We start from the raw sequence: 24,625 nt of genomic DNA on the forward strand, positions 1-24,625 counted from the left end.
TGCTTCAAATCAAAGCAACTAACGCTGCACACGCAAACGCTCGGCACGATCGGTGAAGGAATCAATCGCGTTGACGTCGAACGCGAACAGAGCTGCCGCTCTGGCTGGGTCATATTCGAATCGGACCACCACATCGTATGGTTCGCGGATCACAGACAGAATGCAGCCGTACCACAATCGGCCGGAGTCTGATTGCATCAAGTTGCGCAGGCCCTCAAAAAATTCTTGCAATTTTTTATCTTCGTGATATTTATCCATCAGGTCGCCTGGATATACTCGCCAGGTCGTCGGGGTCGGATACAATATTCGAGTCATGTTCTTTGTTCGATCTCCAGCGACGAACAACGAAGAGGCCGAATCCCATTCGTCGCCCACGCGAGCAACGGTAATTTCCCTCAGGTAATTCCCTGCATCCATCACCATCGAGTTCTGACCGCCCAGCATTTCCATACTCATCGAGATGCTCTCCTGTAGAGGTCGTCCAAGTCCGGACTATTAAATTTTTGATTCGGCGAATTATCGAACATTTCCATGTCTTCGGCCACAGCAACTTCATTATACAGAAGCGCATAGCGCGCATCCACCTGTTCCGGTCGATTTAAGTTACCATCTGGATATTGAAAGACGACTCCTACATCGCCTGCAGCTCCGGCCCTCGACCCCCAATTCGACAGCATATTCTCGAAAGCCTTGTAACCACTGACATTAAAGTTGCCATCCTGCGGAAATAGGTTCCGATACCCTTGATCCAGCGTGAACCGATATGCCGAAGCATGACCGCCGGAATCGCCACTCATGTAGACGCGCTTACCTACGTGACCGACCGCCTTTTCCTCGGCAGAATCGTGCGTCCGATCAACATTATGGCCGGGAACTTGTTCACCGGCTTCATCAATTCCATATTTCGCCACGAGGTCTTCGTTGACGCGGATTCGCGTCTCCTGTACGAGCCCATCGCGCAACACATTGCGTACGACATTCTCGCCAACTTGCGACCTGGCGTATGTAATCGGCGAGCCGTCGGTCTGCACCTGTACAAGTACCGATTCGTTTCGGAATACTTCGGTGACGCCGCCATCCTTGGTTGGATACGTCACCATCCTCGGCGGCCATTCTCGTAGCTCAGAGCCGTCGGGATACCTCGTGATGACAGTTCCATCCTCCGTTACGGTGCGGATACCGTCGCCGAGTTGAGGAAGTGGATGCACATTGTCCTGCGACGAAAAACGCCTGATCTCATCCTGTGTCGCCAGTCTGGAATTGTCGAGGAACTGGGCAGGCGGGTCCGTCGTCAAGTTCTCTGGTTGCAGGCGTTCCGGCTGCGGGCGCTTTCGCTGCGGCTTGTCGTCGTTGTTCTCGAACTTTTCCCGCTCGCTACGCGCATTGTCCGACGAATTCTGCTGGTTCGTTCGGTCTTGTGCATCGGCGCGCTGCGTCGTGTCGGCGGCTCGATCCACGGCAGGAGACAAATCCTGCGGGCGGGTCGACGCATTCGTCGGAACCGTGTCCGCCGGCCGCGTCGTAGTTGAACCTTCGGGAGCGGGGACTTGGTTCTGCCGTGGCGTTTGGGCAGCTTCCGTGGTCCTTCGCAGACTCTGCGGATCGTCGATCGATCTACGCGAACCCTGCGCGTCGTCCGTCGTACGCTGCGACTCACGGGCATTTTCCACTGGCGCTTGTCGTCCCGGATCGGACTGCTCACCGGAATCGAATTGTCGGGCGGGCGGCGGATTCGACTCGCTCTGATCTCTGCCGATTCTCGAATCCGGGCCAGTGTTGCGGTCGCCGCGCGTGGGTGTTCCATCGGTGCCAGTCCGCGTCGGGTGTATCGGAACGCCACTGGAGTCCAATGAAATCCCATACACGCCCCGAACATTCGTCGACGCGACGTGATCCTCGTACCGATGTGGCGGAGTTCCCGGTGGCCCGTCTTGAACCATGATGGTGCCGTTGTCGTTGTACATCAAGAATGCATGCGCGCCTACGCCGTCCGAGTCGACGGGACCGCGATAGTCCTCGACGACGACGGCAGAAGAACCGTTGTCGGCCGCCGACAACTGCTGCGCGAGGTCGTCGAGACTGTCTGCCCTCCGCATTAGGCCACCGACTGCAGATTCCAAGTCGTCGGCCGTCACGCCCTCTGGTGTCGATTCGCGTGAGATCGGCGTACCAACCTCGCGGCCATGCAAATTGTTGAGCGCATCCACCGCATCGGGCGCACACCACGGATCACGCTGGTCGGAAGCGTTGTTGGGTCGAACATCGCGAGTGGGTTGCGATGGGTCGTTCGCGCGATCGGTCGACTGTTGCGGGTCGTCGGCACGATCGCGAACCTGCTGGGTGTCGTCTGCTCGATCGCGTTGCGAAGTAGCGTCATTCGCTCCCGAATCCCGGGTGTGGCTGCCATCAGCGGTGTTAGTTGCGTCAGGGCTCTCGTGCGGACGCGTCGCCGGACCAGTGTCGATGGCCGGCGCTCGACCGGCCGCCGGATCATTCACCGAGGAGCTTAAATATCTCTGACGAAGACTCGGATCTTCGATTCCTGGGCGATGCTGTTCGAGGGTGACGGAGTCAGCATTATCAGCAGCGATACGTCCGAAGTTGGCGAGCGACTCCGAACGTAGAGTGCCGTCCTCTGCCGGCCGAATGCGTGGATCTCCGCCGTCGACGTAGTTGTAGTACTGCGTGTGCGAACTGACGCCGCTCAATGCAACCAGGCCTTCCCCTGGTAGCTGCGCAGCTATACGTTGCGCGCCGAACGCTTCGATCGACGGGTCGACTCCAAGCCCACGATGGGCAAACCGTCCTGGCTCACCCGGCGTATTGGCTCCGAAGAATGTCACTGGATCGCGTGACGAACTCGCAATGAACACATTGTCGGTGCCGATGCCGTACTCGGAGGCGTGGAGCACCGGACCAGCGCCCGGCGATCCGAGCAAGGTGATCGTCCCGACCTCCGTTGCCAACCGGCCGTTCGACGCCGCGTAGCTCGTAGTCGTCGACCCGTAGCTGTGACCGAAGATGTGGTTGGTCGGAATATCAGGACCGCCACGCTCAGCGTTGAAGTTGCGAGTCTCGTTGAAGGCCGCGATGTCTCGTGCGAGAAGCGCTCCACCCGCATCCGCGAAGGCCGGCGTCAGTGTCTGGGGCAGAATCGCACGGCCGCTGGGTGCGTCGTAACCGATCCAGGCAATCGACGCGACCGATGTCCCACCCTCCTGGGTTGTGGACCGATAGTGGCCGAGAGCATTGTTGAGGTTCGTGTTGAGGCTTTGTACGGTCGTCGTGATTCCCGGAACGTGCCACGAAACCGAACTTGCTGTATCGATGTTGCCGAAACTGACTACTGCGCGTCCGTCGCCGTTGAAGGTTGTCGAGTCGTACGAGATGACATGCAGATCGATCGGCTCGCCGTTACTGCGGGCCTCGACCAAGTTTCTCTGCTCGTCTGCGGTCGTGAGCTGGTCGACAGTCGACTCGAGATTCCGCAGTTGCCGATACTGATCCGAGCTGAGCGCCCGGTTCGTGTGCGTATCCAGCCAACGCCCGAATCGCCCTTCGGGGACCTGTGATCGCAACGCATTGAGGTCTCGAGTGATCGACAGTCTGTTCGCCTGATCGCGAACGTGCGCGGGCACGCCATCGGCATTGCCGACCTGGTGCGGATGCGCCCGAACGACAGCAGCTTGTTGAGTCGAATCGAGCGAGTGCCACCATTGCGCGTTCGCCTGCGCTCGCTCCCGGGCATGTGCGACAACATCATCGGGGTGTGAGCCGTGCTGCAAACGATTCGGGTCGGCGTCGGGCGACAGGCGGGACAGCGCATCGTGCGCTTGTTGCCGCTCGCGATCGGTGACCGGTGAATCTTCGGGGAGGACGCGACTGGGCTGTTCGCGACTGTTGTCATCAGGACGATCGCGGCCATCGTCACTCGAGGCCCGGTCCGGACCGTCGGGCGGATTGCGATCGCCAGGACCGTTGCGATCAGCAGGACCACTGCGGTCACCGGGCCCACCCGATGTCTCGGGCGGCCGCGCTCCGATTCTCGAGGATGGGCGATCGCCCGAACGTTGTTGCGGCGAGCCACTATCGGACGTGGGGAGGAATAGCACACCCTCTGACGGGTCGCGCGACTGTGTGCCGTCGGGATCGCTTGCATCACGATCGGACCGCGCTTCCGCGTCGGCTGCGCGGGCGTGCGGTGTCGCCTGAATGCCGTCTGCACCGGCCGGACGTGTGGGCGCAGGCCCAGCTACGGGCCGATCGGGGGTGCTCGGCCTGGCCTCCGTGGCCGGTGTCTGTGTCGGCGAATCCGCACGTGCAGGTGTGGATGTTTGCGCGGGAGGAGCAGTTTGAGGTGGTGGTGCCTGCGGCGGGACTGTGGGGCGCACGTCCGCGCCCGCTTGCACCGGCTGTGCAGCATTCGCCACCGGTGGCGCTGTTGCCAGAGGGTCGGACGTTTGCTGTGGAGCTGGATTGACCTGCTCGACCTCGGTGCCAAGCCGCGTCGACGACGAATCATGCACCGGTGCTGCTGTATTCGCGTCACGGTTGGTGGGCGCTACCGGTCTATCGGACTGCGGCGAGTGTTGCGGTTGAGTGTTCGTTTCGGAGGTTTCGCGTGGCGATTGCGCTTGCGGCTGTGTGTTTTGAGATTGTGGATCGTGCGACTGTGCACCATGGGACGCGTCCGGCGCAGGGTTGCTCGGATTCGGATTCGGGCTCTCGTGTGGCGCCGGGTTGGCTTCGGTATCCCGTGGTTGTGCGTTGTCGGATTTATCCCGTGTCTGAGTGTCACTCTGCTGACTCGGTTGCTGCTGAGTATCGGCGGGCGGGCGTTCGCTCGACTGATTCTGCGGCGCGGCGCTGTCTTGTTGTGCCGCATTGACATTCGGATCTTGACGGCCGGCCGGTTGCTGAGATTCCGAGGCACGAGGATTGCCGGAATCAGCGCCGTTGTTCGAATTTGCGCTGCTGTTCGAGTTGGCACCGTTGTTCGAGTTGGCACCATCGGTCGAGTGGGCACCATTGTTCGAGTTGGCACCGTTGGACGAATCGCCGGTACCGTCGTTGCCGCCGGGTGGAGGCGTGCTGCGTCCCGGCGGGGTCTGACCTGGCGCCTCACTGCGCTGGCCCAAACCATGTGCAGCACCCGGGAGCGCGCCGCTGATCGAGCCACCGACGACACTCAGAGGATCGAAGGTGAAGTCTTGCGTGAGCACCGCGGCACCGAGCCAGCCACCAAGACCCCCGGCCGCTCCCGCGAGCGCACCGTTGATCGCACCTTGCGCCACCCGACCTGGAGCCGTCGCACGCGGTGCCAGACGACCCAATCCCGCGCCGACTGGCGCCGCGGCGAGCGCCCCCGCCGCCGATGACGCCGCTGTGACGCCGACTTGACCCCAATCGATGTTGTCGCGATGTCCTACTTCCTTCTGGTACGCCTGGATTCCAACTTCTTGGCCGACACCGATAATGGTGTCCAAGGCGATATGCTTGATAAGGAATTCCAGCGTCTTGATAAGCGCTCGTTTGCCTGCACTCTCTGCGATATGACTCAATAATCGGCGGACAACCGTCCGCACCGCGACCTGTGCGGCAGCCTGAAATACAGGAATGGAGGGCGAACCATAAACAGTTGCAAGCGCCCAAATAATTTCAGCAGCCAGAAGAGCAAGTGTGGTCAGAATTTGAATCTTGGTGTACTCGATCTGCGTTCCGGTCTCACTGACCGATTCTGATATCAGACCCATATATTCTGCGATTTTGTCGAGTGAATGCTCACCGTTCAGGAGCTTTTCGAGTTCCTGATCTATTTGTGTTGCACCGTCACTGGTAATCGATTCTCGGGTGTTCTGTTTTGCGGTCGCCAGGTCAGGAACAAGCTCCTGCAAACGCTCGGCTGCTTGAATCCAGTGTTCGGCGATTCGAAACATGGCGGTCTCATCGCCTTGCGGCCACTCCGACCCTGCAGCGTAGGAAACCCATTGCAGGTAACCCGGAATCTCGATGCCCATGCCACACCCCCCTTCGACCTACAGAACGACACGCGACGAACTCCCACCCCAGTCCCGAGGGAGGTTACCAACTGGAGTCGGTGATACCTGGCCCCTTGCCTGCGCGGCCGGTGTGGTCGATCTCTTCCACATCGGTGAACTCCATCGCGCTGTCGTCGACAGCGGCCTCTCGATCGCGTGATCCCGGTGGCGCCGTCGAGACAACAGGAGGCTTCGGAGCTAAATCGCGCAGGTCAGGCATACCCGGCACTACCTCGGACAGGCTCGGCAATCGAGCCCGCTGCGCCGCAAGTGGTTCCAACAGCTCTTGGCTCAAACGCGCGACCTCCCGCGCGGCCTCTTGAGCAGCACGCGTAACGGCAGCGGCGATTTCGTCGTAACTCAAATCGTCGACATCGGAGGCGAACTCGGTTTCGATCACGACGCCCTCTGCATTGACGGTAACCATCACGCGCTTATCTTCCGCAGACGCCCTCGCAGTTAGTCGCGCGCGCTTCTGCTGCGCCGCAGTCACGTCGTGCATTTGCTTCTCAACGAAACTTAGAAGCTCAGCAAGTTCTTCTTTCGCAGCCTCGTTCGACATCAGATTTCCTCTACGTTTCTCGATCAGAGACGGCCTGAATAACGCCGTCGTCGCCAATAAGCACTGCTGGGATGCGACCGCCGTCGCCATTCGACGACACAGTCCATCCCGACTCCACGCGCCGTGCCGCAAAATCGATGGCGGATACATCCACGCCCGCGCCGACTAGATACAGACGAACCCGTGAGATCGCTTCATCCTCCGACATACCCCGGCGCGAAACGGCGTGAGTAGGCCAAATACGCCGGTGGAAACCCAGTCGATCCTCTACTTCCTCGTCTACTAACATTCCGCGCCCCCACCACTGAACGAAATACGGCTTGCCGCTATCGACAGCCAACACCGCGGAACACGAGCCACCCGCGGAATCTTCGATAAGCAGGGAAGCGTCTGGCTCTCCGGCAAAAGACACATAGGTCGGATCAATTGCGCTGACCACATCGGCAGGCATGGCCTCGAACGTTGCAAGAAGATCCGTCGCCCGGGTCAGTGCACCCGTGTAACTCCAATACGAAACGATTACATGCGAAAAGCCGTTCGAGGGCCGGCGATCAAACAAATTCTTACCCTCGCCCACGGCGTTGCCTCCCGACCAATACTCCTTGCTGCCCCCGCCTTCCCGCGGCACGAACCCCGCGCCTTCCAACAGAGACACCAACTCCCTGGCGCGTCGAGCATTGTGCGCTGCAACAGCTTTCGCCTGCTTCAAGCTGAGCGGATGCAGTGTCGAAACCCACCCACCCCGATAGCCCGTCGACTCCTCGGCAGGAATCCACCGATTCCCGTGGGGTAAGAACCATGACGACCGCACAGCGTCCTCCCCCTCAACCGATCCGCAACGTGAACGGAAGCATCATCGCGATTCCCCGATCACACCGTCGTCACCGATGAACACCTGCCGTGAAGAGTCAAGAGCGCCAACAGATATCGACACAACCCACCCTTGATCACTACGCCGCGCCGCATACTCGACGCCAGACACATCCACGCCCGCGCCAATGAAGTACAACCGCACACGAGCGACGGCCTCATCCTCCGAGATAGCCGCATCGCTTATTCCGTGAACGGGAAATTCGCGGACCTTGAAGCCGAACTTTGCGCGAATGTCTTCGTCGGTCAGCAGCCCGCGAGAACGCCACCGCACGAAATACGCACGCCCACTGGACAACGACAATTCAGCGGTGCACGGCCCGCTGCGGTCGTCCCGAACAAGCAACGTTTCTTGCAAACCGCCCGCAAATCCGACGATGCTGCCACCAGTCCTCGCAACAACATCAGCCGGCATCGCCGCGAATCGAGCAAGAATATCGGCCGCCCCAACGCCACTGTCCGGGTACGTCCAGTGACAGAAAATCAAGTGGCTCAACCCATTCGACGGTGATCTATCGAAAGGATTCGAACCTTCGCCGGCAGCGTTCCCGTACGACCAACGCTCCAGGTCCCGAGCCGAAGAGCCGGTTATTCCCGAGACGAAACCCATCCCCTCGACCAGAGAGACCAGTTCCCGAGCACGCCGCCTCCCCCTCGCCGCAACAGCTGCACCCTGCTTCGAACTCAACGGATGGACCGTCGACACCCACCCACCCCGATAACCCGTCGACTCTTCGGCAGGAATCCACCGATTCTCATGGGGTATGAACCACAACGACCGCACCGCGTGCCTATTCTCGTGAGCCGATGCGCTGCTGGTATCGCTGTTCGAAGCCTGCGGCGAAGACGCTGGGCGCTACAGACGAAGACGACCTCTCGATATGGCCGTCATCCGCGATGTAGAAGATCGCGCGGCCGATCGAGATCTCGTCCGGCCGGGTCGGGACGTACACCATCCAGCCGACCGTAATCCGTTGCGCCCTAAGCTGTTCGAGTGGGTAGTTGCTTGTGTCCATGCCGGAATTGAGAATGAACGTGCGGACCCGGGTGATCGCGTCGGCTTGCGACAGGGGCTCCGGCAGCACTGCGACAACGCCGGCGATCGACAGTTGATACATCGCACCGTCGACGTCGAACTCGTCCTCGCGGAAGACATTCGTCAGCGTGCCTCGCGTGACGACGCCGGCTTCGGCAGCCGAAAGCAGGTTGGCGACCGCACCCTTCAATTCCGGACTCGGGTCGGCCGAAATGAGCCGCGCCACAATGTCGTTCACCAGATCAGCGGTCCACACGCCGGGGACTGCCGATGGGAAGTCCTTCGCCGGCGGCGACTCGCCGCGATACCAGCGTCCACCGTCCCACCAGTAGCAGAACGAGAGCAGTCCGTTGCCCGCCCTGGTGTTGAGAACAGGGTTGGCAATCCAATCAGGTGCGCCCGCATAGAATTTCGGCATCGGAGCGCCGTCGTTGTAAGTCGCGTCGAGCGCCGGTGGATCCCACACACCACCCGAGATGACAGCCCGACCGCCGGGCAGAACGTACAGCGTCGAACCTGTGCGATCCTTGCCTTCGAACCAGCCGAGCGAGGGCAGAACGCGAGGACCCCACTCGGACCTGATCGCAACAAAGGCTGCCGAAATCGTTGCCCACCGCGCCCACATCTGAGGAAAAGCAGGGAAGTCGTCGACCGACACAACACCGTGGACGTTTGCCGCACGATCTGCTCGCGCCTGCTCGGCCGCCTGCTGCGGTGTACGAAGCTGCCGACCCTGGTGTCCGACGTATGCCGCGAGCCACACGGGAAGCCGTCGACGCGGGTACTGCTGGAGGTCCGCCAGATAGGTCTCGGGTGTGAACAGTTGGTCTTCGGGAAACGGCTCGTCGCCGTAGTCGTACTCGACCTTGATCGCGCCGGTATTGGTCAATTCCAGCAGCATTCGCCACCACGGGCCGTCACCGAGCTTCGACGAGACATCTCTGTGCTGGCGCGCTGCTGCGAGCGCCGTTGCAGGCGGATTGACCCGAACCGACGCGCCGTCGACGGTGTAGAAAACCTGGACGACCTCACCTGTCGTCGTGAGCGCGAACACCGCGTCGAGTCGTTCCCATCCTGCGGGACCCACTGCAGCAAGCTCGCGGGCGATCTGGTGCGACAGTTCTTTCGCCGTCGCCCGAACCTCGGCATCGGCTTGCGCGGACGCGGCAGGTGGAGGTGGCGGAGTGTCGTGATGGACAAGCGAGAACCCGATATCCGGGTCGTCGTTGGTCTTCTCGAAGCTCTCCCGAAACGCTTTCATGAACTCGTCGTCGGGAGTACCGCTCGGCGGAGTGGTCATACTGCAGCGTCCCCCTGTCGAGGCGGCATCACCCAACGCCACCTACGCGAAAGTACCAACCTACGAATCAGCGGAAAGTTTGCGTCGCCGAGTCGTCGGTGTTGGCGAACAACTCGGCGGTATCCGACATACCTTTGCCGTATTCCTGAACAAGAGCGGCTTTGTTCGTCAAACCCTCGTCCAGATGGTCCGCCGCAGACACATAACCACTCTCACCGTCCGCGAACGCGCTGCCGATCTTGTCGTCACCCCAAGCAGCGCCTTCGCCTGCCAGCGAACTACGCAAATCCGAGATGATGTCCTGCAACCTGTCTCCTGCCGCATCCAGCTGATTCGCGGCGCGCGCCAGTTGCTGCGGCTTGACGTCGACTACTTCCCCCATGTCGGACCCCTCCGGTTGTTACCTACTTCGACAAGTATTGCCGACCATCTTCGCATAGCTGACCTCAGCGTCGCCGGGCGAACAGTGCCGCGCGCCGCGCGCAACGCCTCTGATCAGCAGCTTTACAACTGACCGTGCGGCGAATCGAACGTCACGGTCCGTCCGCCGATCATCACTTCCGATCCAGGCGTAAGCAGAAACGGCTGCCGCGGTGGCAGTCGGTGCCAATCCAAAGCACCTGCGACGCGGACATGTGTGCCGTTCGTCGAACCGCGGTCGACTATGGCGACGTCCCACTCGATCAGGCGGAACTCGGCGTGCGCCCTCGACATCCCACCCGAGGAGTCGGACAGCCGAATCGGAGTGAACCCCGCCCGCGCCGCATCCGACGTCTCCGGCTCGCGGCCGAGCACGCAATCACCGTCGAGGATGAACGTGGTGCCGTCGTCGACGACCAACAAGCCGAGCGGTGGCCGGGTGTCTTCGGTCAGAATTCCGGTCAACTGATCCATGCGCAGACCGCAAACCCGGCAGAACGCAACGCGGGGATCGTTGAGATGTGCTCGCGCGCACTTGAATCCGCGGACCTTGACGCCGACGACGCCGAGCTCGGTCTGTTCCCGCGACCTGTCTCGCCTGCTTGTACTGCCGTCCGGCAGCGGTTGCCTGCGCGGCTCCGGTTCGTCGGTTATGTCGATACGTGCCGAGAGAGCGGGTGGTTTCAACAGCGCGTTGACCCGGGCAGGCACAACCGTCTCTGCAAGCCCCGGCTCGGGCGCACTTGGCAGCCGTGGCACCGTCGCCGGTTCCGGGTGGACGTGACCATGACCGTGCGCGTGGTCGTCCTGCGGGTCGTTTGTGCCTTCTGTGTCGTCGTCGTCATCGTCGTCGTCATCGGCGAACGGATCGAACTTCGGCATCATCGCTGTACTCGGCAGGTCGTCGTCCGCCAACGCATCGACCTTCGACATCATCGCGGTGTCGGGCAGGTCGTCGGCAGGATCCGGCCGGAGAATCCGCTTCAGCAAACCCGGTGGCCGCTTCGTTTCCGTCGTCGGCTCGGTCAGCCACAGCACAGCACCGACACCGGGCGCGACGCCCTCGGTCAGCGCACTGATCCCACGCTCGACGGGAAGTGTGGGTGGCGTGCCGGATTCGTCGACGAAGATGCCTGCGATGGTCGGCGCATCGACGATGCGGTCGACGGTGAATGCCGCGTCGTTCCCGCGGATCGTTTCCTGCTCGCCGCTACCGGTACCGACCACGACCGTGACGCCCCCGTGCAAAAACACGGCAAGTCCGTTGCCCGCAGGCGACAGCACTCCGAACTCGACGTCGTCGTCCTGGTCCACAACCCATCTCGTCGCGAGCCTGGCAAATGCGCGACCGGGTTTACGCGCGTCCATGGACGCTGCTTGCTGCACCAGATCGTGCAGGGCCTGCCAGGTCTGCGCCGCAGAGGAGCCTGCGGTCAGTGCCGACGAGTCGCGATGTGCAACGACGACAACGACTCCCGCCGTCGACGCAACAAGATGCCGACCCGGGACAATTTCGACCTGCCCTGTACTCACAGGAACCTTCCTCCAGAGAACCGCCACCGATGGAAGACAAGTCGCATCGGTCCGTTCACGATTATCCAGAACACGAGCCAGGTGACGATGAACTGGATCAGAAAGGCTGTCAACGACGGCCGTAGATGTTCCGGAACCACGATCGTCGTGTAGCGAACGAGTAGCCAAACGAGAATGCCCTCGTTGATCATGGTGAGCAGTCCGAACAGCGTCGGCCAGTCTTTCTCCCACCGGAACTGCATCAGAAAGTGGTACAGCAGTTCCCACAGGACGCCGACCAGAACCACGGTGAGCAAGACGCTCAGCGTCACCCGGTAGGCCTGCCCTATGCCGAGGTCGCCCGTCGGCAGGATCGGGGTAATGAGCATTGCGACGAAGAAGCCGATGATTCCGAGGCCGAGGACGCGAGTTTGAATGCGTCCGTTCAGGGTTGGCAGCATTGCCTCAGATCCTCTTGTTTCTGGCCCACAGCCACCATTGATGGGTCGACCGCAGCGGTCCCATTCGATTGACGAAACCGTTGGCTGCGAGGTCGTCCGCGATTTCCTGCGCGGCGATCTGCAGTCCCAGGAACGTATCCACACCGGGAAAATACCCGCCGAGCGTCGCTGTACCCGACGCGTAGATGCGGCCGGTGCCGCTTCGCGTCCCGACGAGTTCGAAGGTCCGCGCAACGTCGAGGCGCCCGACCGGATTTCGACCCGCACCCGAATGATCGAGAAGATCAGCGAGCACGCGGTGCTCCCGGATGTCGGCTTCCAGGCCGGTGCAGTCCACGACATAGTCGACCGGCGTATCGAACGGCTGCGTCGGAGGCGGAAACGGCAACGGCGCCTGCGGGTCCGGCACGATCGTCGAGATGACACCCTGCCCGTTCGGGGCGGGACGCAAGTCGCGGGCGGTCCCTGCCATCACCTGGTACCAGCCTTGCGCGCGGCCACGGCGCAACTGCTCCTGCCAATTCTTGCGGACCGGCGTGTTCGTGCCGCCCATCTCCTTGTATGCGCGGGCGCGTTCCTCACCCTCCAGGTTCCGCATCTTCGCCTTCAGCTGACCACCCCACACCGACTTCGGGTAGTTGAACCCCTGATAGGCCCAGCCGTCCTTACCTTTTCGACGTTTGAACACACTCGGTCCATGCGGCGCGTTCACGTAGGTGCGGAACAGATGCAGAATGTTGGTCTGCAGTCCGAGACGGTCACGATCGTCGATCAGCCGCTGCAGCACCCGTGACGCGACGATGCCGCTCCCCCTGATCATCACGGTCCCGGGGCGACGTTGCAGCGCCTGATACATGTGCTCGTGCGGCTCGTAGGCGTTGACGACACGCGTCGGGTCGCGGTACTTCTCGCGGTACTCCTGCAGATCGTCTAGCAACTTCAGCCCCGGATATCCGATCGCGACGTGAACGTACAAGCTGCGGAACGCGATTCGTTTGGTCGGTGCCGAACCCGCGGGTGGTGTGAGGATGGTGAAGTATCCGCCGCCGACGCGCCGGCGAATCATACGAACGATGCCGTTGCGCAGCGACTGCCCGTACCCGACCCGGTGGAATTCCTTCTCCATCGACTCGAACGCCTGCCCCGCGCGCGGCGTGTAGTAGTCGGCAAAAATCGGCTCGAGGAACACTTGGGTCAGCGGCTTGAAGAAACCGCCGACACTGTTCGCCGACAACGCTTCCCGCACCGCGTAGGACGGAAATCCCCAAATATTGTCCGGCATCGACTGCGAGTCCGAACGTAGCCGTTCGGCCCGCGGGATCTGCGACACCTTGGTCAGATACTCATAGCTCGACCACGGCACCTGCTGGGGTCCAAGAACTGCCATCGCCTCGGCCGGAACGCCGTAGATCCGCAGCGTGTCGAAGGTGACGAACGAGCCGATCCCGCTGCCCACCGTCACGAACGGTACGTCGACGATCGGAATCCCTGCCTGGACCACCAGATCGTCGGTCCAGACATCGGTGTCTATCAGTGTCTGATTGAGATCCCCTCGCATTTCGGCGATGCTACTCGGCCCGCATTGCCCCCGGGTGGTTCCGAGGCCGACCGATACCCACGACCGAGTTGGTCGACGTCGACAACCAGCAGAGTTCGCAGGCGCAGGAGCACTCGGATACCTGGATCCGCCGACATCCGGTGGCGGCCATAGCCATCGGCTACCGAGACAGCGATGCGCCCGGCAGCGGATCCAGCTGCCGGGCGCCGTGCTCACTCATGCGGACCGTCAGGCCCACTTCATGGCTTCGCGACCCTCTGTTGCCTGCATACCCGAGTTGCCGTCGCGGACGACGGTCGCGATCTTGTTGAGCACCTCGACCAGCTGCTGATGCGCTTGATCCCAATCGCGCTGCACCGACTGATAGTTAGCCTGCGCTTGCCCTTCCCAGGTAGCGGCAAGCGCAGCGACGTAGCCCTTCAGCTCGTCGTGAGTTTCGTTGAGTGCCACCGACCGCGAACGCAAGCTGTCCGACATGGCATCGATCTCACCGAATTTGTAATCCAGCATTTCGGTATAACTCCTTTGGCGTGTAGGTGTGGACGTCAGGCTTTGATGTCGAGCAGCTGCGAAGAAGCTCCGGTGCTGTGGATCTGCTCCTGGTTCGCCTGCTCGGCTACGTCGTAGCCCTTGCCGTTCTCGCGAATCCGATCGGCGATGGTCTGCAGGCTCCGCTGGATCTTCACCGAGGCCTCGTCGTACTGCGTCATCAAGAGGCGGAACGCGGTGCCAGCGTCGCCCTTCCACGCTGCGCCGGAGGACTCGGCCTGCGCCCTGACATCGGCGATGTATCGCTGCATCTGCCCGTTGACCGTCTCGACATGTCCTGCCGCTGCTTCCATCGCGCCGACATCGGTAATCACACCTGCCATCACGAACTCCTTGTCATACCGTCCGGGTCGGCACCCCCCGCTGGACTGCCGATTCGTGCCCTACATCTGGTTGGACGTCGATCGTGTCCAATCGGTTCCATCTGTTCGAAAACTGGGAAATCGCCCTTTCACGGCGAGATCACGACGCTGCTGACAACTCGCTCACAGTCACTCGACAGGGCATCCCACTCACCGAACAACCCCTGGCAGCCGACACCGACCTGCGTATCCCGATCCACCATCACGTGCCACCTGACTTGCGAACGCCCATCGGGGTTCTCGCGGAACGTGACACCGTGTCGCCCCGCGAACACGACGTCCGCCTCGATGCCCTCGTAATTTGCCTCGTTCGGGCTTTCGTCGACCTTTCGCCGCAGCACGTTCGCAATCCCCTCCAAATCGAGGTCGGAGCGAATTACGTACTGAGTGACTGTGATTCGTCGCTCCGGGCCAGCGATCGGCACAATTTCCAGGCGCGGCAGCTGGCCGGGCTGCTGAGGCTCGGATGATTGAATTCGCCAGCCGTCGGGGATCGTCACACGGATCCTGCCGAGCGTGAGTTCGCCGACATCGGTATCCGTGGTCGGCGTGGCGGCCGGATCCGCGGTGTCGAGGTGCCGGTCTTCTCGCGACGCCGCGAACGCGACTCCCGCACCGACGGCGACCACCGCGACCAACGCCGCGGCTGCCAACATTCGGACCCGACGTGCCGAACGAGGCGACCCACTAGCCGCAGCGCGGTCTGCCGGCGCGGCAGCGACCCAGTCGATGTTGCGAACGGGCTCTGGCCGAGCGACCTGCCGCTCGCTCACAGTCGGGCGACCCACATGGCGAACGAGATCCCGCGCTGCCAAGAATTCGACAGGGGTTCGACTGGACAGCGCGTCGGTGAGGGCGTCGATATCCGTGGCGACCAGGTCGCCGACGATCACAAGAGCGTCCACCCGCCGCGATCCGATCACGGTGTCGACCACCTCGACCAGTTCGTCACGACGGACGCTGCAGGCGGCGAGTCCGATGTCGGTGATCAGCTCACAGGCAACGACGCGACCGTGCTCCGACACCTGTCCCACGCAGCTCGCCACGGTCGTCATGGCACCGATCTCGAGTACGACTGTGTTCGCGTTCTGTGCTCGCTTTGCACGAGCGGCTGCTGCCCGCGCGGCTGCGACCGCGATCGGAACGAACTCCGCCTCGTTCGCGAACGAACGCACCGCTGTCGCAAGCACGTTCAGACGAGCAGTTCCCCAGTTCGTCGGATAGGTCGCGACGACCAGCTCCGCTGGTGGTCGGCAGCCGACCTCGCCGATCGCGTCACGCAGAATTCGTCCGAGTGACTCCGCAATCGGGACAGCGCGGTCGGGTGTTGCGCAGTAGCCGCTGTCGACGAACCAGGCGGGTGCCATCTGCACCTGCGCTGCATCGTCCATCGCGACCGGTCCGTCCCACTCCTCCCGGCCGTACCGAACCCACACACGCGAGTCGGTCAGGTGGAGCGCGACGTGGGCGGTCACAGCGGCGGCATCCAAGCTGTCTGAATCAGTCCACTACCGGCACGGGTCACGAGAGTGCCGCGGCCGGGCGGCATCTCGCTCGGCCGAACGGCGCCGATCAGATTGCCTTCGTCACGACTGCCACTCATCACCAGGCCGCCGGTCGACACGTCTCGCATCCGCGCGATCACCGGTTCGTACAGGGCGCGGGCGGCCCCGCCGGACCGTCGCGCGATCACGAGATGAAAGCCGAGATCCTTTGCCAGCGGAAGATATTCGAGCAGGGGCGTCAACGGATTGCCCGACGAGGTCGAGACCAGGTCGTAGTCGTCGATCACGACGTAGATCTCCGGCCCCGACCACCACGAGCGATCGCGGAGTTGCTGCTGATTGACGTCCTGGGGCGGCATGCGACGCGCCAGGATGGCGGCGAGTTCGACCATCATCTGCGCCAGCGTCGACACCACCGGCGCGTATCCACCGATATGGCTCGACTCGAAGGCTCCCAACATCGTTCGTCGGGTGTCGCCGATGACGATCTTGACCTGCTCGGGGGTGTTGGACGCGATCAACCCCTCGCAGATACCCCGCAGCAACGCCGTCTTGCCGCACTCGATATCGCCGAAGATCATGAAGTGCGTCTGCTCGGCGAAGTTGACGAAGACCGGCGCAAGTTCGGCTTCGTCGAGGCCGATCGGCACCTGCAGGCACTTCGTCGCGGGGTCGTTGTAGTCGGGCCAACCCGACGTCGCGTGGACGAGTTCGGCTCTGGTGAGGCGATCTGGCAGCATCCGCACCGGCGGAGCATGCCTGCTCGTCGTTGCCGCCGCGATGGCGGAGACCGCGTCCGCGACGCCGGAACGAAGATCGTTCGCGTCGCCGATGCCGTCCACTCGCGGCAGCGCGGTCAACAGATGCAACGAATCCCGCGTGATGCCACGGCCAGGTCGACCTTCGGGAACCAGAAGTCCGATCCGGCGGCCGAGTTCGGAGTCGGCAGGATCGCCGAGTCGCAATTCGATGCGCGTACCCAACTGATCCTTCAACGCCGGCCTGACTTCGCCCCACCGCGCGGCGGAGAGCACGACGTGCACGCCGTAGGACAGGCCCTGAACTGCGAGATTGGTGATCTGCTGCTCGAGCGGTTCGAAATCTTGGCGGATGCTGCCGTAGCCGTCGATGACGAGAAAGGCATCTCCGAAGGGATCGTCGGCCACACCCGCAACCCCAGCGGCGTGAGCGGGTTCGGCGGCACGCAGTCGACGGAACTCCGCCATCGACTCGACGCCGAGTTGCCGGAAGCGTTTTTCGCGCTGACGTACCAACGTCGACATCTCGGCAACGGTTCGACGCACCCTGTCCTCGTCGAGCCGGTTCGCCACCGAGCCGACATGGGGCAAACCGTCCAGACCGGCCAGTGTGCCGCCTCCGAAATCGAGACAGTAGAACTGCACCTGCTCCGCGGAGTGTGTCATCGCCATCGACACGATCAACGACCGAAGCGCGGTCGACTTGCCCGACTGCGGACCGCCGACGATGGCCACATGCCCCTTGGCGCCGGACAGGTCGACAATCAGCGGATCGCGCCGCTGGTCGAACGGCCGGTCGATGAGTCCGATCGGAGTGCGCAACGTTGCCTGCCGCGGTGTCGGCTCGACCAGTACCGACCGCGGAATCAGCTGATCCAACGTCGCTGGCTCGTCGAGTGGCGGTAGCCAGATCTCGTGTGCGGGTGTGCCCCTACCGCGAACCCGGTCGACGACCGTCTGCAACACCGTCGGGCCGTCGCCGTCGTCGACGGGCTCTGCTTGCAGTACCGGTGCGGCACTCGGTTCGACCTGCAGCGCGGCGACCGGAGCGGCGGTGAAGACCCTCGACTCGACGTCGACCGAGCCAGGCCCCTGCACGGCGGATTCACGTGTGCCCCGCCCGATGTAGGTACCGGACACGTACGCACCCTGGAATCTGACGATCTCCGATGCGTCCGAACGCAGGTAACCCGCACCCGGATTCGCAGGCAGGTGATAGGCGTCCGGTACGCCGAGCACGGTACGGGATTCGTTGGCGGAGAAGGTCTTCAAGCCGATGCGGTAGGAAAGGTGGCTGTCGAGTCCGCGGAGCTTGCCCTCGTCGAGACGTTGACTCGCAAGCAAGAGATGCATGTGCAGCGACCGGCCGAGTCGCCCGATCGCGACGAACAGATCGGCAAACTCCGGCTGCTGGGAAAGCAATTCGGAGAACTCGTCGATCACGACGAACAAGGCAGGCAGCGGATCGAGATCAGCGCCTGCCGCACGAGCCTTCTCGTAATCGGAAACGTTCGCGAAGTTGCCCGCCGACCGCAGTAACTCCTGCCGCCTGTTCATCTCACCCGCAAGCGCGTCCTTCATCCGATCGACGAGCGCGGATTCCTCTTCGAGGTTGGTGATGACGGCCGCGACATGCGGCGCGCTGTCGAGGCCGAGGAAGGTCGCGCCGCCCTTGAAGTCGACGAGAACCAGGTTCAGCTGGTCGGGTGAATGTGTGGCGATCAACCCGACGACCAACGTTCGCAGAAACTCCGACTTACCGGAACCTGTTGCGCCGATGCACAACCCGTGCGGACCCATCCCGTTCTCGGCGGCCTCTTTGAGGTCGAGCTCGACCGCGGTGCCGTCTGCAGCGACGCCGATCGGAACTCGCAACCGGTCTCGGCCGCTGCGGGTGCGCCACGCGTGATTCGGATTGAGCAGGCCGACATCGCCGAGACCGAGGAGCTGACTCCACGACGAGATCGACTCACCCTCCTCCGCTGTGTCGGCTCGTCGCGACGGTGCGCGGTAGGGCGCAAGGCGCCGGGCGACGGTTTGAGCTTGCTCTGCGCTCAGCTGATCGACGGCTGCGAACGGCTCGATCCCAGCTCCGCTGCGCGCTCCGATCGTGCCGTTTTCGACGACAAGTTGCAGCCCGCGCGTTGCGGCAAGCCGCGGTGCGTATGCACTGAGATCGATCACGGTGACCGAATCGACGCCGCCGTCGACGATGTGGTCGGTCTCGACGTCGGATTCGAGCAACCCGCCGTCGACAACGACGACGATCTGCGCGACCCCTGCCTGCGGCGGCGCACTGCGCGAGAACTTACTGCGCAGCACGAGTTGCGAGCCGATCGCGGCGTTCAGTTCGATGATCGAGCCGTAGACCATCCGCTGACTTCCGACACCGTCGACCGCATCGGGATGTTGCGAATGCGGCAGCCATTTCACCCATTCCCACTCGCGCGCGGTGTCCGGGCCGCACACGACCGCCACCTGCAGTTGATCCGGGCTGTGGAAGGTGCAGAGCTGGGCAAGCATGGACCGCACCATCGCCCGAGCAGCGTCACGGTCACCGTCGAGAGCGATGGACGCGAACCCGCGGAGCGAGACAGCGGTAGGTAGGTCGGGAACAACAGAATGGGCTCGCACGAAGCGGCGCAGCGAGACAGCGGCGACGGGTTCCAGCTCTTCGACGGGACCGGTCTCGGGCGCAACAAGTCGCGTGGCGAGGCGCTGGCTGCCACGGCCGACGCGAGCGTGGCAGTAGTCGGCATCGGTCACCCGTCGCTCCCACATGCGCGACGAGCCCGCAAGAGTCCAGAGCAGCTGCGGATCGGGATGACTCCAGGTGAGCGCGATGCGTTGCGCGTCGCCGGTCTCGTAGACGTCTCGTCGAAGCTGTTCGAGGTAGCGCAGGTAATCCTTGCGATCCTCGTTGGCCTCCGCGGTCTTTGCTCCCCCACCGCGACCACCCTGACCTGCGAACATACCGACCATCGAGAACAACATCATGACCGGAAAGAGCAGGCTGTACGGGTTGGACCCGATGCCTCCCGAGGTGAAGAGCAACGCCATCATGCCGACCATTGCGACGACCATCACGACCGGAAGCAGCTTCATCATCAGGTTGCCCGGGGTGACGCGTGGGATTTCCGGTGGTGGCTGCAGGGCAACTTCACCGCCAGGAGCCCTCGGCACTTCACGCCGAGTTCTGCGTTGGAACCGCACCGTACTCATAGAGAACTCCCCCCGATTTCGATCACCCCGTGCTGCATCATCGGCAACAAGACCCCGAACGAGCCCCTGTCCCCGGTGAGGCTGCCGGGCTAATAGTAAAGGGCTGCTCCGACATGTCGTACAGTTCGTCGGAGCACACTCATGGCCAGGGGGGACCATCATGACTGCTGCGCGTATCAGCGAACCCGCACACGAGACCAACTCTGCGCGGGTGCGCGCGCCCGACCTGTGCCGACTGACGATCCTGGCGCGACGTACTCAGGTAGACCTCGCCGTGCCTGCCGACGTCTCGCTGGCCCTGCTGATCCCCGGGATCGTCGACATGATCAGCACTCATGCCAACACCGGCGACGTCGATCCACCCGTCGCATCGGCGCAAGATGCCGACGGACCGCAGGAATGGGTGCTCGCGAAAGTCGGTCAACCACCGCTGTCGTCCACGCTGAGCCTGAGCGAACACGGGATCCGAGACGGTGACCTGCTGCTGCTGGAGAGCCCAGCCGCCGCCGCTCCAACGCCGCTCTTCGACGACATCATGTACAACGTCGCGATGGTCGACGCCGACCGCTACAACCGATGGACCAACACGAGCGCACGACTGCTCGGATCGGTTCTCGCCGCCGTCGCGACAATCGTCGGCTGTTTTGCTTTGCTGTGGTCCGGTGCGGGCGAAGAGGACGTGATCGGCGGTGTGTGCGCCCTTTTCGCCTCGCTGTTGCTGCTGATCGCAGGCACGGTGACTGCGCGGATCTACTTCGACGCGCAGAGCGCCCTGGTGTTGGCCGGGTGTTCGCTGCCGACCGCTTTCGCTGCCGGCGTGCTGTTCGTGCCGGGCGAAACCTCGTCGGCGCACGTCTTGCTCGGCGCAACGCTGGTCGGCGCGATTGCCGTATTGGCACTTCGGGTGGGCGGCGTCGGCCTGACGCTCTTCACCGGCGTCGCCGTCGCGGCAGCCTTCGTTGCACCCGCTGCGCTCGTTGCGCTCACGACCGATGCCTCGCTTCGCACGGTCGGTGCGGTCGCTGCCGCCGCGGCGCTCATCGGATTGGCATTTGCACCAAGGGTTTCCATGCTGCTGGCCAAGCTGCCGCTACCCAACGTTCCCGCGCCGGGGACCTCGGTCGATCCGGCCGAGGACGACCCTTCCGACGATCAGGCGTTGCCGACGTTCGCCGCGCTCACCGCGAAGACGGAGCGGGCTCGTCGCTATCTGTCAGGGCTGATCGGAGCGACAAGTCTCGTCACGATCGGTGGCGCGCTACTCGCGACCGACATCGCCGGCGTCGACGACATCTATTGGCAAGGAACGGCATTGGCTCTCGTGTGCGCCGCGGTCCTGATGTTCCGGGGACGCACCTACGCCAGCGCCGAGCAGGCGAGTGCCCTGATCGCCGGCGGCGCAACGATTCTCGTTGCGCTACTGATCGATGCAGCAGTATCGGTCGACGCGCCGCTGGCGATCTTCGGCGCGGCGATGGCCTTGGCCGTCGCCGCGCTGGTGCTCGGCATCCTCGCTCCGGTGCGGACGTTCTCGCCACCCGTGCGCCGATCCGTGGAACTCCTCGAATATGCCTGTGTCGCTGCAGTTCTGCCGCTGGTGTGCTGGGTCGCTGGTCTGTTCGCGCTGTTGCGCGGAATATGAGCCGCGCGTGGCGACCGATCGCGGTCGCAGCGCTGCTCGCGCTCTCTGCGTCACTCGGCCAGGGTTCCGCCGCCGCCAACCGACCGCCACCGATCGACCCCGGCCGGTTGCCGTCCGGAGCGACGCCGGCACCGTTCGAGAAGACCGAGCAGAAGTTGCGCTGCGCTGAAACCGCACCCGGCGGCGACGGGCCGACGGTACCCGTCGGCCAGCGCGATCTCGGCTTCACCTCCGCGTGGCAATTCACCAGGGGCGCAGGTCAACTGGTCGCGGTCATCGATACCGGCGTCGCACGTCATCCGCGTCTGCCCGGCCTCGTCCCCGGCGGCGACTACGTGGGCACGACGGACGGCACCGACGACTGCGACGTTCACGGAACCGTCGTCGCAGGAATCATCGCCGCGGCCGCCGTCGACGGTCAGGGCTTCGTCGGTGTCGCGCCCGAGGCAACGATTCTGTCGATTCGGCAGTCCAGCAGGGCGTTTCAAGTTGCCGGTCGAGCCGAACAGCAACGCGAAGGCCAGACCGCCGACGGATACGGCGACATCCGCACTCTTGCCGCGGCCGTGGTTCGCGCCGCCGACATGGGCGCGCGAGTGATCAATATTTCCGAAGTAGCCTGCGCAACCGGAAGTTTGGACGATCGCGTACTCGGCGCCGCAGTGGAGTACGCCGCGGTGGCCAAGGACGTCGTGATCGTCGCAGCAGCGGGCAACACCGACGAGAACTGCGCGAGCAATCCCGGCCTCGATCCGCTACGTCCGACGGCAGACCCGTGGGACCAGGTCTCGACGATCGTGTCGCCGGCCTGGTACGACGACTACGTCATCGCCGTCGGATCGGTCGACTCGAACGGCGCGCCATCGCAATTCACGGTCGCCGGTCCGTGGCTCGACGTCGCAGCGCCCGGCGAGAACATCACGTCCCTCGACCCGCGACGTTCCGGCCTGACAACCGGCACGATCGACGACAAAGGCCGCCAAGGTGTGTTGCGCGGGACCAGCTTTGCCGTTCCGTACGTGAGCGGAACAGCCGCTCTCGTCCGGGCGAGATTTCCACAACTGTCCGCACGGCAGGTGATCGATCGGCTGAAGGCAACCGCGCACGCGCCTGCGGAAGGGTGGAATCCCCTGGTGGGGTTCGGCGTCATCGATCCGTATGCGGCCGTGACCGCCGACGGCGGAACGAACACCGTTGCCCGTCCGACCATGGCGGCGAAGGCTTTGCCGCTACCGGGTGCCGCAGCACCTCGCGACGATCGTCCACGAAACATCGCGCTGATCGGCGCCGCGGCAATCGGTGGTGTGCTTGTGCTCGCGATCCTCGCGTCGTTCCCGATCCGTAGGCGACTTCACTTGTCGGACACCAACGCTGGTGCCGGATCCGGAGCAACGCCGTCGTGAGCAAGCAGCGCTTCCTCCTTGCCTAGCGCAGGGCCCGGCGCCAGCAGGGCCACGATCGGCCACGGAGCGGACTCCGGACGAGTGAAGCCGAGCGCCTTGGCCGCATCGTCGTCGACAATGCCATATCGAACGCCGGTGTCAGCGACGTAGAACTTACTGTCCCTACGTTGGCTGTCCGCAGCGATACCCGTCGTCTGGACGAACGCCCCTGCACCGGGTCTGACGTAGACGGCATCGGCCTTGTCGCCCGACCCATCGGCTTGGGCGAGCTCGACGAGCCTCGCGTCGTCGGACATCGGAAGTCCGCGACCGGTCAGCACAGTGATCTCCGCGGCCGATGCCTCGTCGTCGGAACTTGTGATCGGTTGCCACGACAAACAGGTGACGGGAGTTTCTCCGATGTCGGCGATGCCGCGGGCAGCGTCCGGGAAGCTTGCGACGTCGAGGCTCGCGACCTGCGGCGCAGCGGTGATCTTGTCGGGTGCGATCTTCTCGATATCGGCCATACCCTGTGAATCCGTATAGCGGATAAGGTCTTTCGTCGCCGACCCGATCGCCTGTAGACCGTCGCGCAGGACGACGTAGTACTGATTGCCCTCGCTGCGCGCGGACTGGACGACGGCGCCGACCTTGGCTACCGGAAAAGGGTAGTTCGGCACACCGCCCGCGCCGTCGATCATCGGCGGCGCGATCTCGTCGACCTCGGGTATCGCGTTGAGCAAGCCCGGGCTGACCGGTCTCGGGGTCGCACCATCCAGTGCGAGTGCTGCGACGACGGCACGATCGGCCGGATCGATCCGGGCGCGCTTACCGTCGTAGACCAGATAGGTGACGTTTGCGGCTCGCAGCAGCAGTGCATCTCCAGGTGCGAGGTCAGCGCTCTTGTCGCCCAGCTCCGGGTCGCCGATCAGCACCGATGTCGTGATCGAACTCGACCCGTCCGATGCGATCGAATCGCATACGGTCCAGGCCCGGCCAGCGGCATCGGAATCGAAAGGAAGGGCCGACGGCGCGCCGGGGATGCCGACCAGCGGTCCGCGTGGCTTCTTGCCGAGCTCTGCTTCCTTCACGATTGCGGGCTTGGCCGGCTCGCCGGAGATCAGCCGCGCGGACGCGAGATTGAGAACGGGATGCACAGTGTCGTCGATGACGACGAACATCGCTCCGGAATCTTTCCCGACGATGATCTTGTTGTCGGCGATCTTGTCCTGCGGTCGGATCAGTGCAAGCACAAGACACGCAGCGAGACCGATCGTCGTGACGATTGCACCCACCACCATCGCCCTGGTTTGGGAGCGCATCGGATCGCCCAACATCCGAACATCACGGCGGACGAGTGCGTGCTCCATCCGCCGAACCAAAAATCTATAGCCGCTGACCTGCAGACGCGTAGTCGGCTGTGCCGGCATCTTTCCTCCCCCGAGCCG

General features: G+C 63.3%; 19 protein-coding genes and 2 pseudogenes. 4 read left to right on the plus strand and 17 right to left on the minus strand.

Features of this window, described 5'->3' with window-relative positions:
• Positions 1–18 precede the first annotated feature (18 nt).
• The 3 genes and pseudogenes from JGU71_RS06860 to JGU71_RS30550 all read right to left on the minus strand — a co-directional run.
• Positions 19–456, minus strand: coding sequence for a hypothetical protein (locus JGU71_RS06860; RefSeq protein WP_199703270.1), 438 nt, complete (start codon positions 454–456; stop codon positions 19–21).
• Positions 453–2,843: a toxin glutamine deamidase domain-containing protein gene (locus JGU71_RS29715; RefSeq protein WP_233528813.1), complete on the minus strand. Its 2,391-nt coding sequence runs from the start codon at positions 2,841–2,843 to the stop codon at positions 453–455. Before JGU71_RS29715 ends, JGU71_RS06860 begins: the two co-directional genes overlap by 4 nt.
• Positions 2,844–2,897: 54 nt before the next feature.
• Positions 2,898–3,434 (minus strand): annotated as a pseudogene (locus JGU71_RS30550) (alpha/beta hydrolase); the annotation flags it as partial.
• On the opposite strand from JGU71_RS30550, the gene JGU71_RS29720 reads away from it, so the two are divergent.
• Together JGU71_RS29720 and JGU71_RS29725 are read left to right on the plus strand one after the other, a co-directional pair.
• Positions 3,393–3,572 carry a hypothetical protein gene (locus JGU71_RS29720; protein WP_233528814.1) on the plus strand — a complete coding sequence of 60 codons (180 nt, stop codon included), beginning with the start codon at positions 3,393–3,395 and terminating at the stop codon, positions 3,570–3,572. The pseudogene JGU71_RS30550 and the gene JGU71_RS29720 overlap by 42 nt on opposite strands.
• Positions 3,573–4,938: 1,366 nt before the next feature.
• Complete coding sequence (locus tag JGU71_RS29725; protein ID WP_233528815.1) at positions 4,939–5,112, plus strand: hypothetical protein; 174 nt, start codon at positions 4,939–4,941, stop codon at positions 5,110–5,112.
• Positions 5,113–5,576: 464 nt separating this feature from the next.
• Here the strand turns inward: JGU71_RS29725 and JGU71_RS30690 are convergent.
• The 13 genes and pseudogenes from JGU71_RS30690 to eccCa form a co-directional block, all read right to left on the minus strand.
• Positions 5,577–6,017: pseudogene (locus JGU71_RS30690) on the minus strand (WXG100-like domain-containing protein); the annotation flags it as partial.
• A 64-nt stretch (positions 6,018–6,081) separates the two neighbouring features.
• The gene (locus JGU71_RS06870) at positions 6,082–6,690 is read right to left on the minus strand and encodes a YbaB/EbfC family nucleoid-associated protein (RefSeq protein WP_233528816.1); all 609 of its coding nucleotides are present in this window, start codon (positions 6,688–6,690) and stop codon (positions 6,082–6,084) included.
• Positions 6,611–7,177 (minus strand): hypothetical protein, encoded by a 567-nt coding sequence (locus tag JGU71_RS06875; RefSeq protein WP_199703272.1) that lies wholly within the window; start codon positions 7,175–7,177, stop codon positions 6,611–6,613. Before JGU71_RS06875 ends, JGU71_RS06870 begins: the two co-directional genes overlap by 80 nt.
• Positions 7,178–7,453: 276 nt before the next feature.
• The gene (locus JGU71_RS06880) at positions 7,454–7,966 is read right to left on the minus strand and encodes a hypothetical protein (RefSeq protein WP_199703273.1); all 513 of its coding nucleotides are present in this window, start codon (positions 7,964–7,966) and stop codon (positions 7,454–7,456) included.
• A gap of 295 nt (positions 7,967–8,261) precedes the next feature.
• Complete coding sequence (locus tag JGU71_RS06885; RefSeq protein WP_307829536.1) at positions 8,262–9,806, minus strand: hypothetical protein; 1,545 nt, start codon at positions 9,804–9,806, stop codon at positions 8,262–8,264.
• 67 nt (positions 9,807–9,873) lie between these two features.
• Positions 9,874–10,188, minus strand: a complete 315-nt coding sequence (locus tag JGU71_RS06890; protein ID WP_199703274.1) for a WXG100 family type VII secretion target — start codon at positions 10,186–10,188, stop codon at positions 9,874–9,876.
• Between the two features lie 122 nt (positions 10,189–10,310).
• Positions 10,311–11,759 (minus strand): FHA domain-containing protein, encoded by a 1,449-nt coding sequence (locus JGU71_RS06895; RefSeq protein ID WP_307829537.1) that lies wholly within the window; start codon positions 11,757–11,759, stop codon positions 10,311–10,313.
• Complete coding sequence (locus JGU71_RS06900; protein WP_199703275.1) at positions 11,756–12,199, minus strand: hypothetical protein; 444 nt, start codon at positions 12,197–12,199, stop codon at positions 11,756–11,758. Before JGU71_RS06900 ends, JGU71_RS06895 begins: the two co-directional genes overlap by 4 nt.
• A 4-nt stretch (positions 12,200–12,203) precedes the next feature.
• On the minus strand, positions 12,204–13,757 hold the full coding sequence (locus tag JGU71_RS06905) for an FAD/NAD(P)-binding protein (protein WP_199703276.1): 1,554 nt from the start codon (positions 13,755–13,757) through the stop codon (positions 12,204–12,206).
• A 228-nt stretch (positions 13,758–13,985) separates the two neighbouring features.
• A complete protein-coding gene (locus JGU71_RS06910) occupies positions 13,986–14,267 on the minus strand; it encodes a WXG100 family type VII secretion target (protein ID WP_199703277.1) in 282 nt (93 codons plus the stop codon).
• A 35-nt stretch (positions 14,268–14,302) separates the two neighbouring features.
• Positions 14,303–14,629 (minus strand): WXG100 family type VII secretion target, encoded by a 327-nt coding sequence (locus tag JGU71_RS06915; protein WP_199703278.1) that lies wholly within the window; start codon positions 14,627–14,629, stop codon positions 14,303–14,305.
• A 128-nt stretch (positions 14,630–14,757) separates the two neighbouring features.
• Positions 14,758–16,143, minus strand: a complete 1,386-nt coding sequence (locus JGU71_RS30350; protein WP_199703279.1) for a type VII secretion-associated protein — start codon at positions 16,141–16,143, stop codon at positions 14,758–14,760.
• Positions 16,140–20,153 (minus strand): type VII secretion protein EccCa, encoded by a 4,014-nt coding sequence (eccCa, locus tag JGU71_RS06925; RefSeq protein WP_199703280.1) that lies wholly within the window; start codon positions 20,151–20,153, stop codon positions 16,140–16,142. The genes JGU71_RS30350 and eccCa overlap by 4 nt, the downstream gene beginning before the upstream one ends.
• 160 nt (positions 20,154–20,313) lie before the next feature.
• Here eccCa and eccD point away from each other — a divergent pair, with 160 nt between their 5' ends.
• Both eccD and mycP read left to right on the plus strand, forming a co-directional pair.
• Positions 20,314–21,795 (plus strand): type VII secretion integral membrane protein EccD, encoded by a 1,482-nt coding sequence (eccD, locus tag JGU71_RS06930; protein WP_199703281.1) that lies wholly within the window; start codon positions 20,314–20,316, stop codon positions 21,793–21,795.
• Complete coding sequence (gene mycP, locus JGU71_RS06935) at positions 21,792–23,198, plus strand: type VII secretion-associated serine protease mycosin (RefSeq protein ID WP_199703282.1); 1,407 nt, start codon at positions 21,792–21,794, stop codon at positions 23,196–23,198. Before eccD ends, mycP begins: the two co-directional genes overlap by 4 nt.
• Here mycP and eccB read toward each other — a convergent pair.
• Positions 23,147–24,607, minus strand: coding sequence for a type VII secretion protein EccB (gene eccB, locus JGU71_RS06940; protein ID WP_199703283.1), 1,461 nt, complete (start codon positions 24,605–24,607; stop codon positions 23,147–23,149). The genes mycP and eccB overlap by 52 nt on opposite strands.
• Positions 24,608–24,625: the final 18 nt, after the last annotated feature.

The sequence above is a fragment of the Antrihabitans stalagmiti genome (assembly GCF_016482825.1).
In the GTDB taxonomy this organism is placed as follows: Bacteria; Actinomycetota; Actinomycetes; order Mycobacteriales; family Mycobacteriaceae; genus Antrihabitans; species Antrihabitans stalagmiti.

Excerpts from the sequence above, each read along its gene's own strand:
- JGU71_RS06860 (WP_199703270.1), bottom strand. The coding sequence starts at position 456 with ATGAGTATGGAAATGCTGGGCGGTCAGAACTCGATGGTGATGGATGCA.
- JGU71_RS29720 (WP_233528814.1), top strand. The coding sequence starts at position 3,393 with ATGCAGATCGATCGGCTCGCCGTTACTGCGGGCCTCGACCAAGTTTCT.
- JGU71_RS06870 (WP_233528816.1), bottom strand. The coding sequence starts at position 6,690 with ATGGCGACGGCGGTCGCATCCCAGCAGTGCTTATTGGCGACGACGGCG.
- JGU71_RS06885 (WP_307829536.1), bottom strand. The coding sequence starts at position 9,806 with ATGACCACTCCGCCGAGCGGTACTCCCGACGACGAGTTCATGAAAGCG.
- JGU71_RS06890 (WP_199703274.1), bottom strand. The coding sequence starts at position 10,188 with ATGGGGGAAGTAGTCGACGTCAAGCCGCAGCAACTGGCGCGCGCCGCG.
- JGU71_RS06900 (WP_199703275.1), bottom strand. The coding sequence starts at position 12,199 with ATGCTGCCAACCCTGAACGGACGCATTCAAACTCGCGTCCTCGGCCTC.
- JGU71_RS06905 (WP_199703276.1), bottom strand. The coding sequence starts at position 13,757 with ATGCGAGGGGATCTCAATCAGACACTGATAGACACCGATGTCTGGACC.
- JGU71_RS06910 (WP_199703277.1), bottom strand. The coding sequence starts at position 14,267 with ATGCTGGATTACAAATTCGGTGAGATCGATGCCATGTCGGACAGCTTG.
- JGU71_RS06915 (WP_199703278.1), bottom strand. The coding sequence starts at position 14,629 with ATGGCAGGTGTGATTACCGATGTCGGCGCGATGGAAGCAGCGGCAGGA.
- eccCa (WP_199703280.1), bottom strand. The coding sequence starts at position 20,153 with ATGAGTACGGTGCGGTTCCAACGCAGAACTCGGCGTGAAGTGCCGAGG.
- eccD (WP_199703281.1), top strand. The coding sequence starts at position 20,314 with ATGACTGCTGCGCGTATCAGCGAACCCGCACACGAGACCAACTCTGCG.
- mycP (WP_199703282.1), top strand. The coding sequence starts at position 21,792 with ATGAGCCGCGCGTGGCGACCGATCGCGGTCGCAGCGCTGCTCGCGCTC.
- eccB (WP_199703283.1), bottom strand. The coding sequence starts at position 24,607 with ATGCCGGCACAGCCGACTACGCGTCTGCAGGTCAGCGGCTATAGATTT.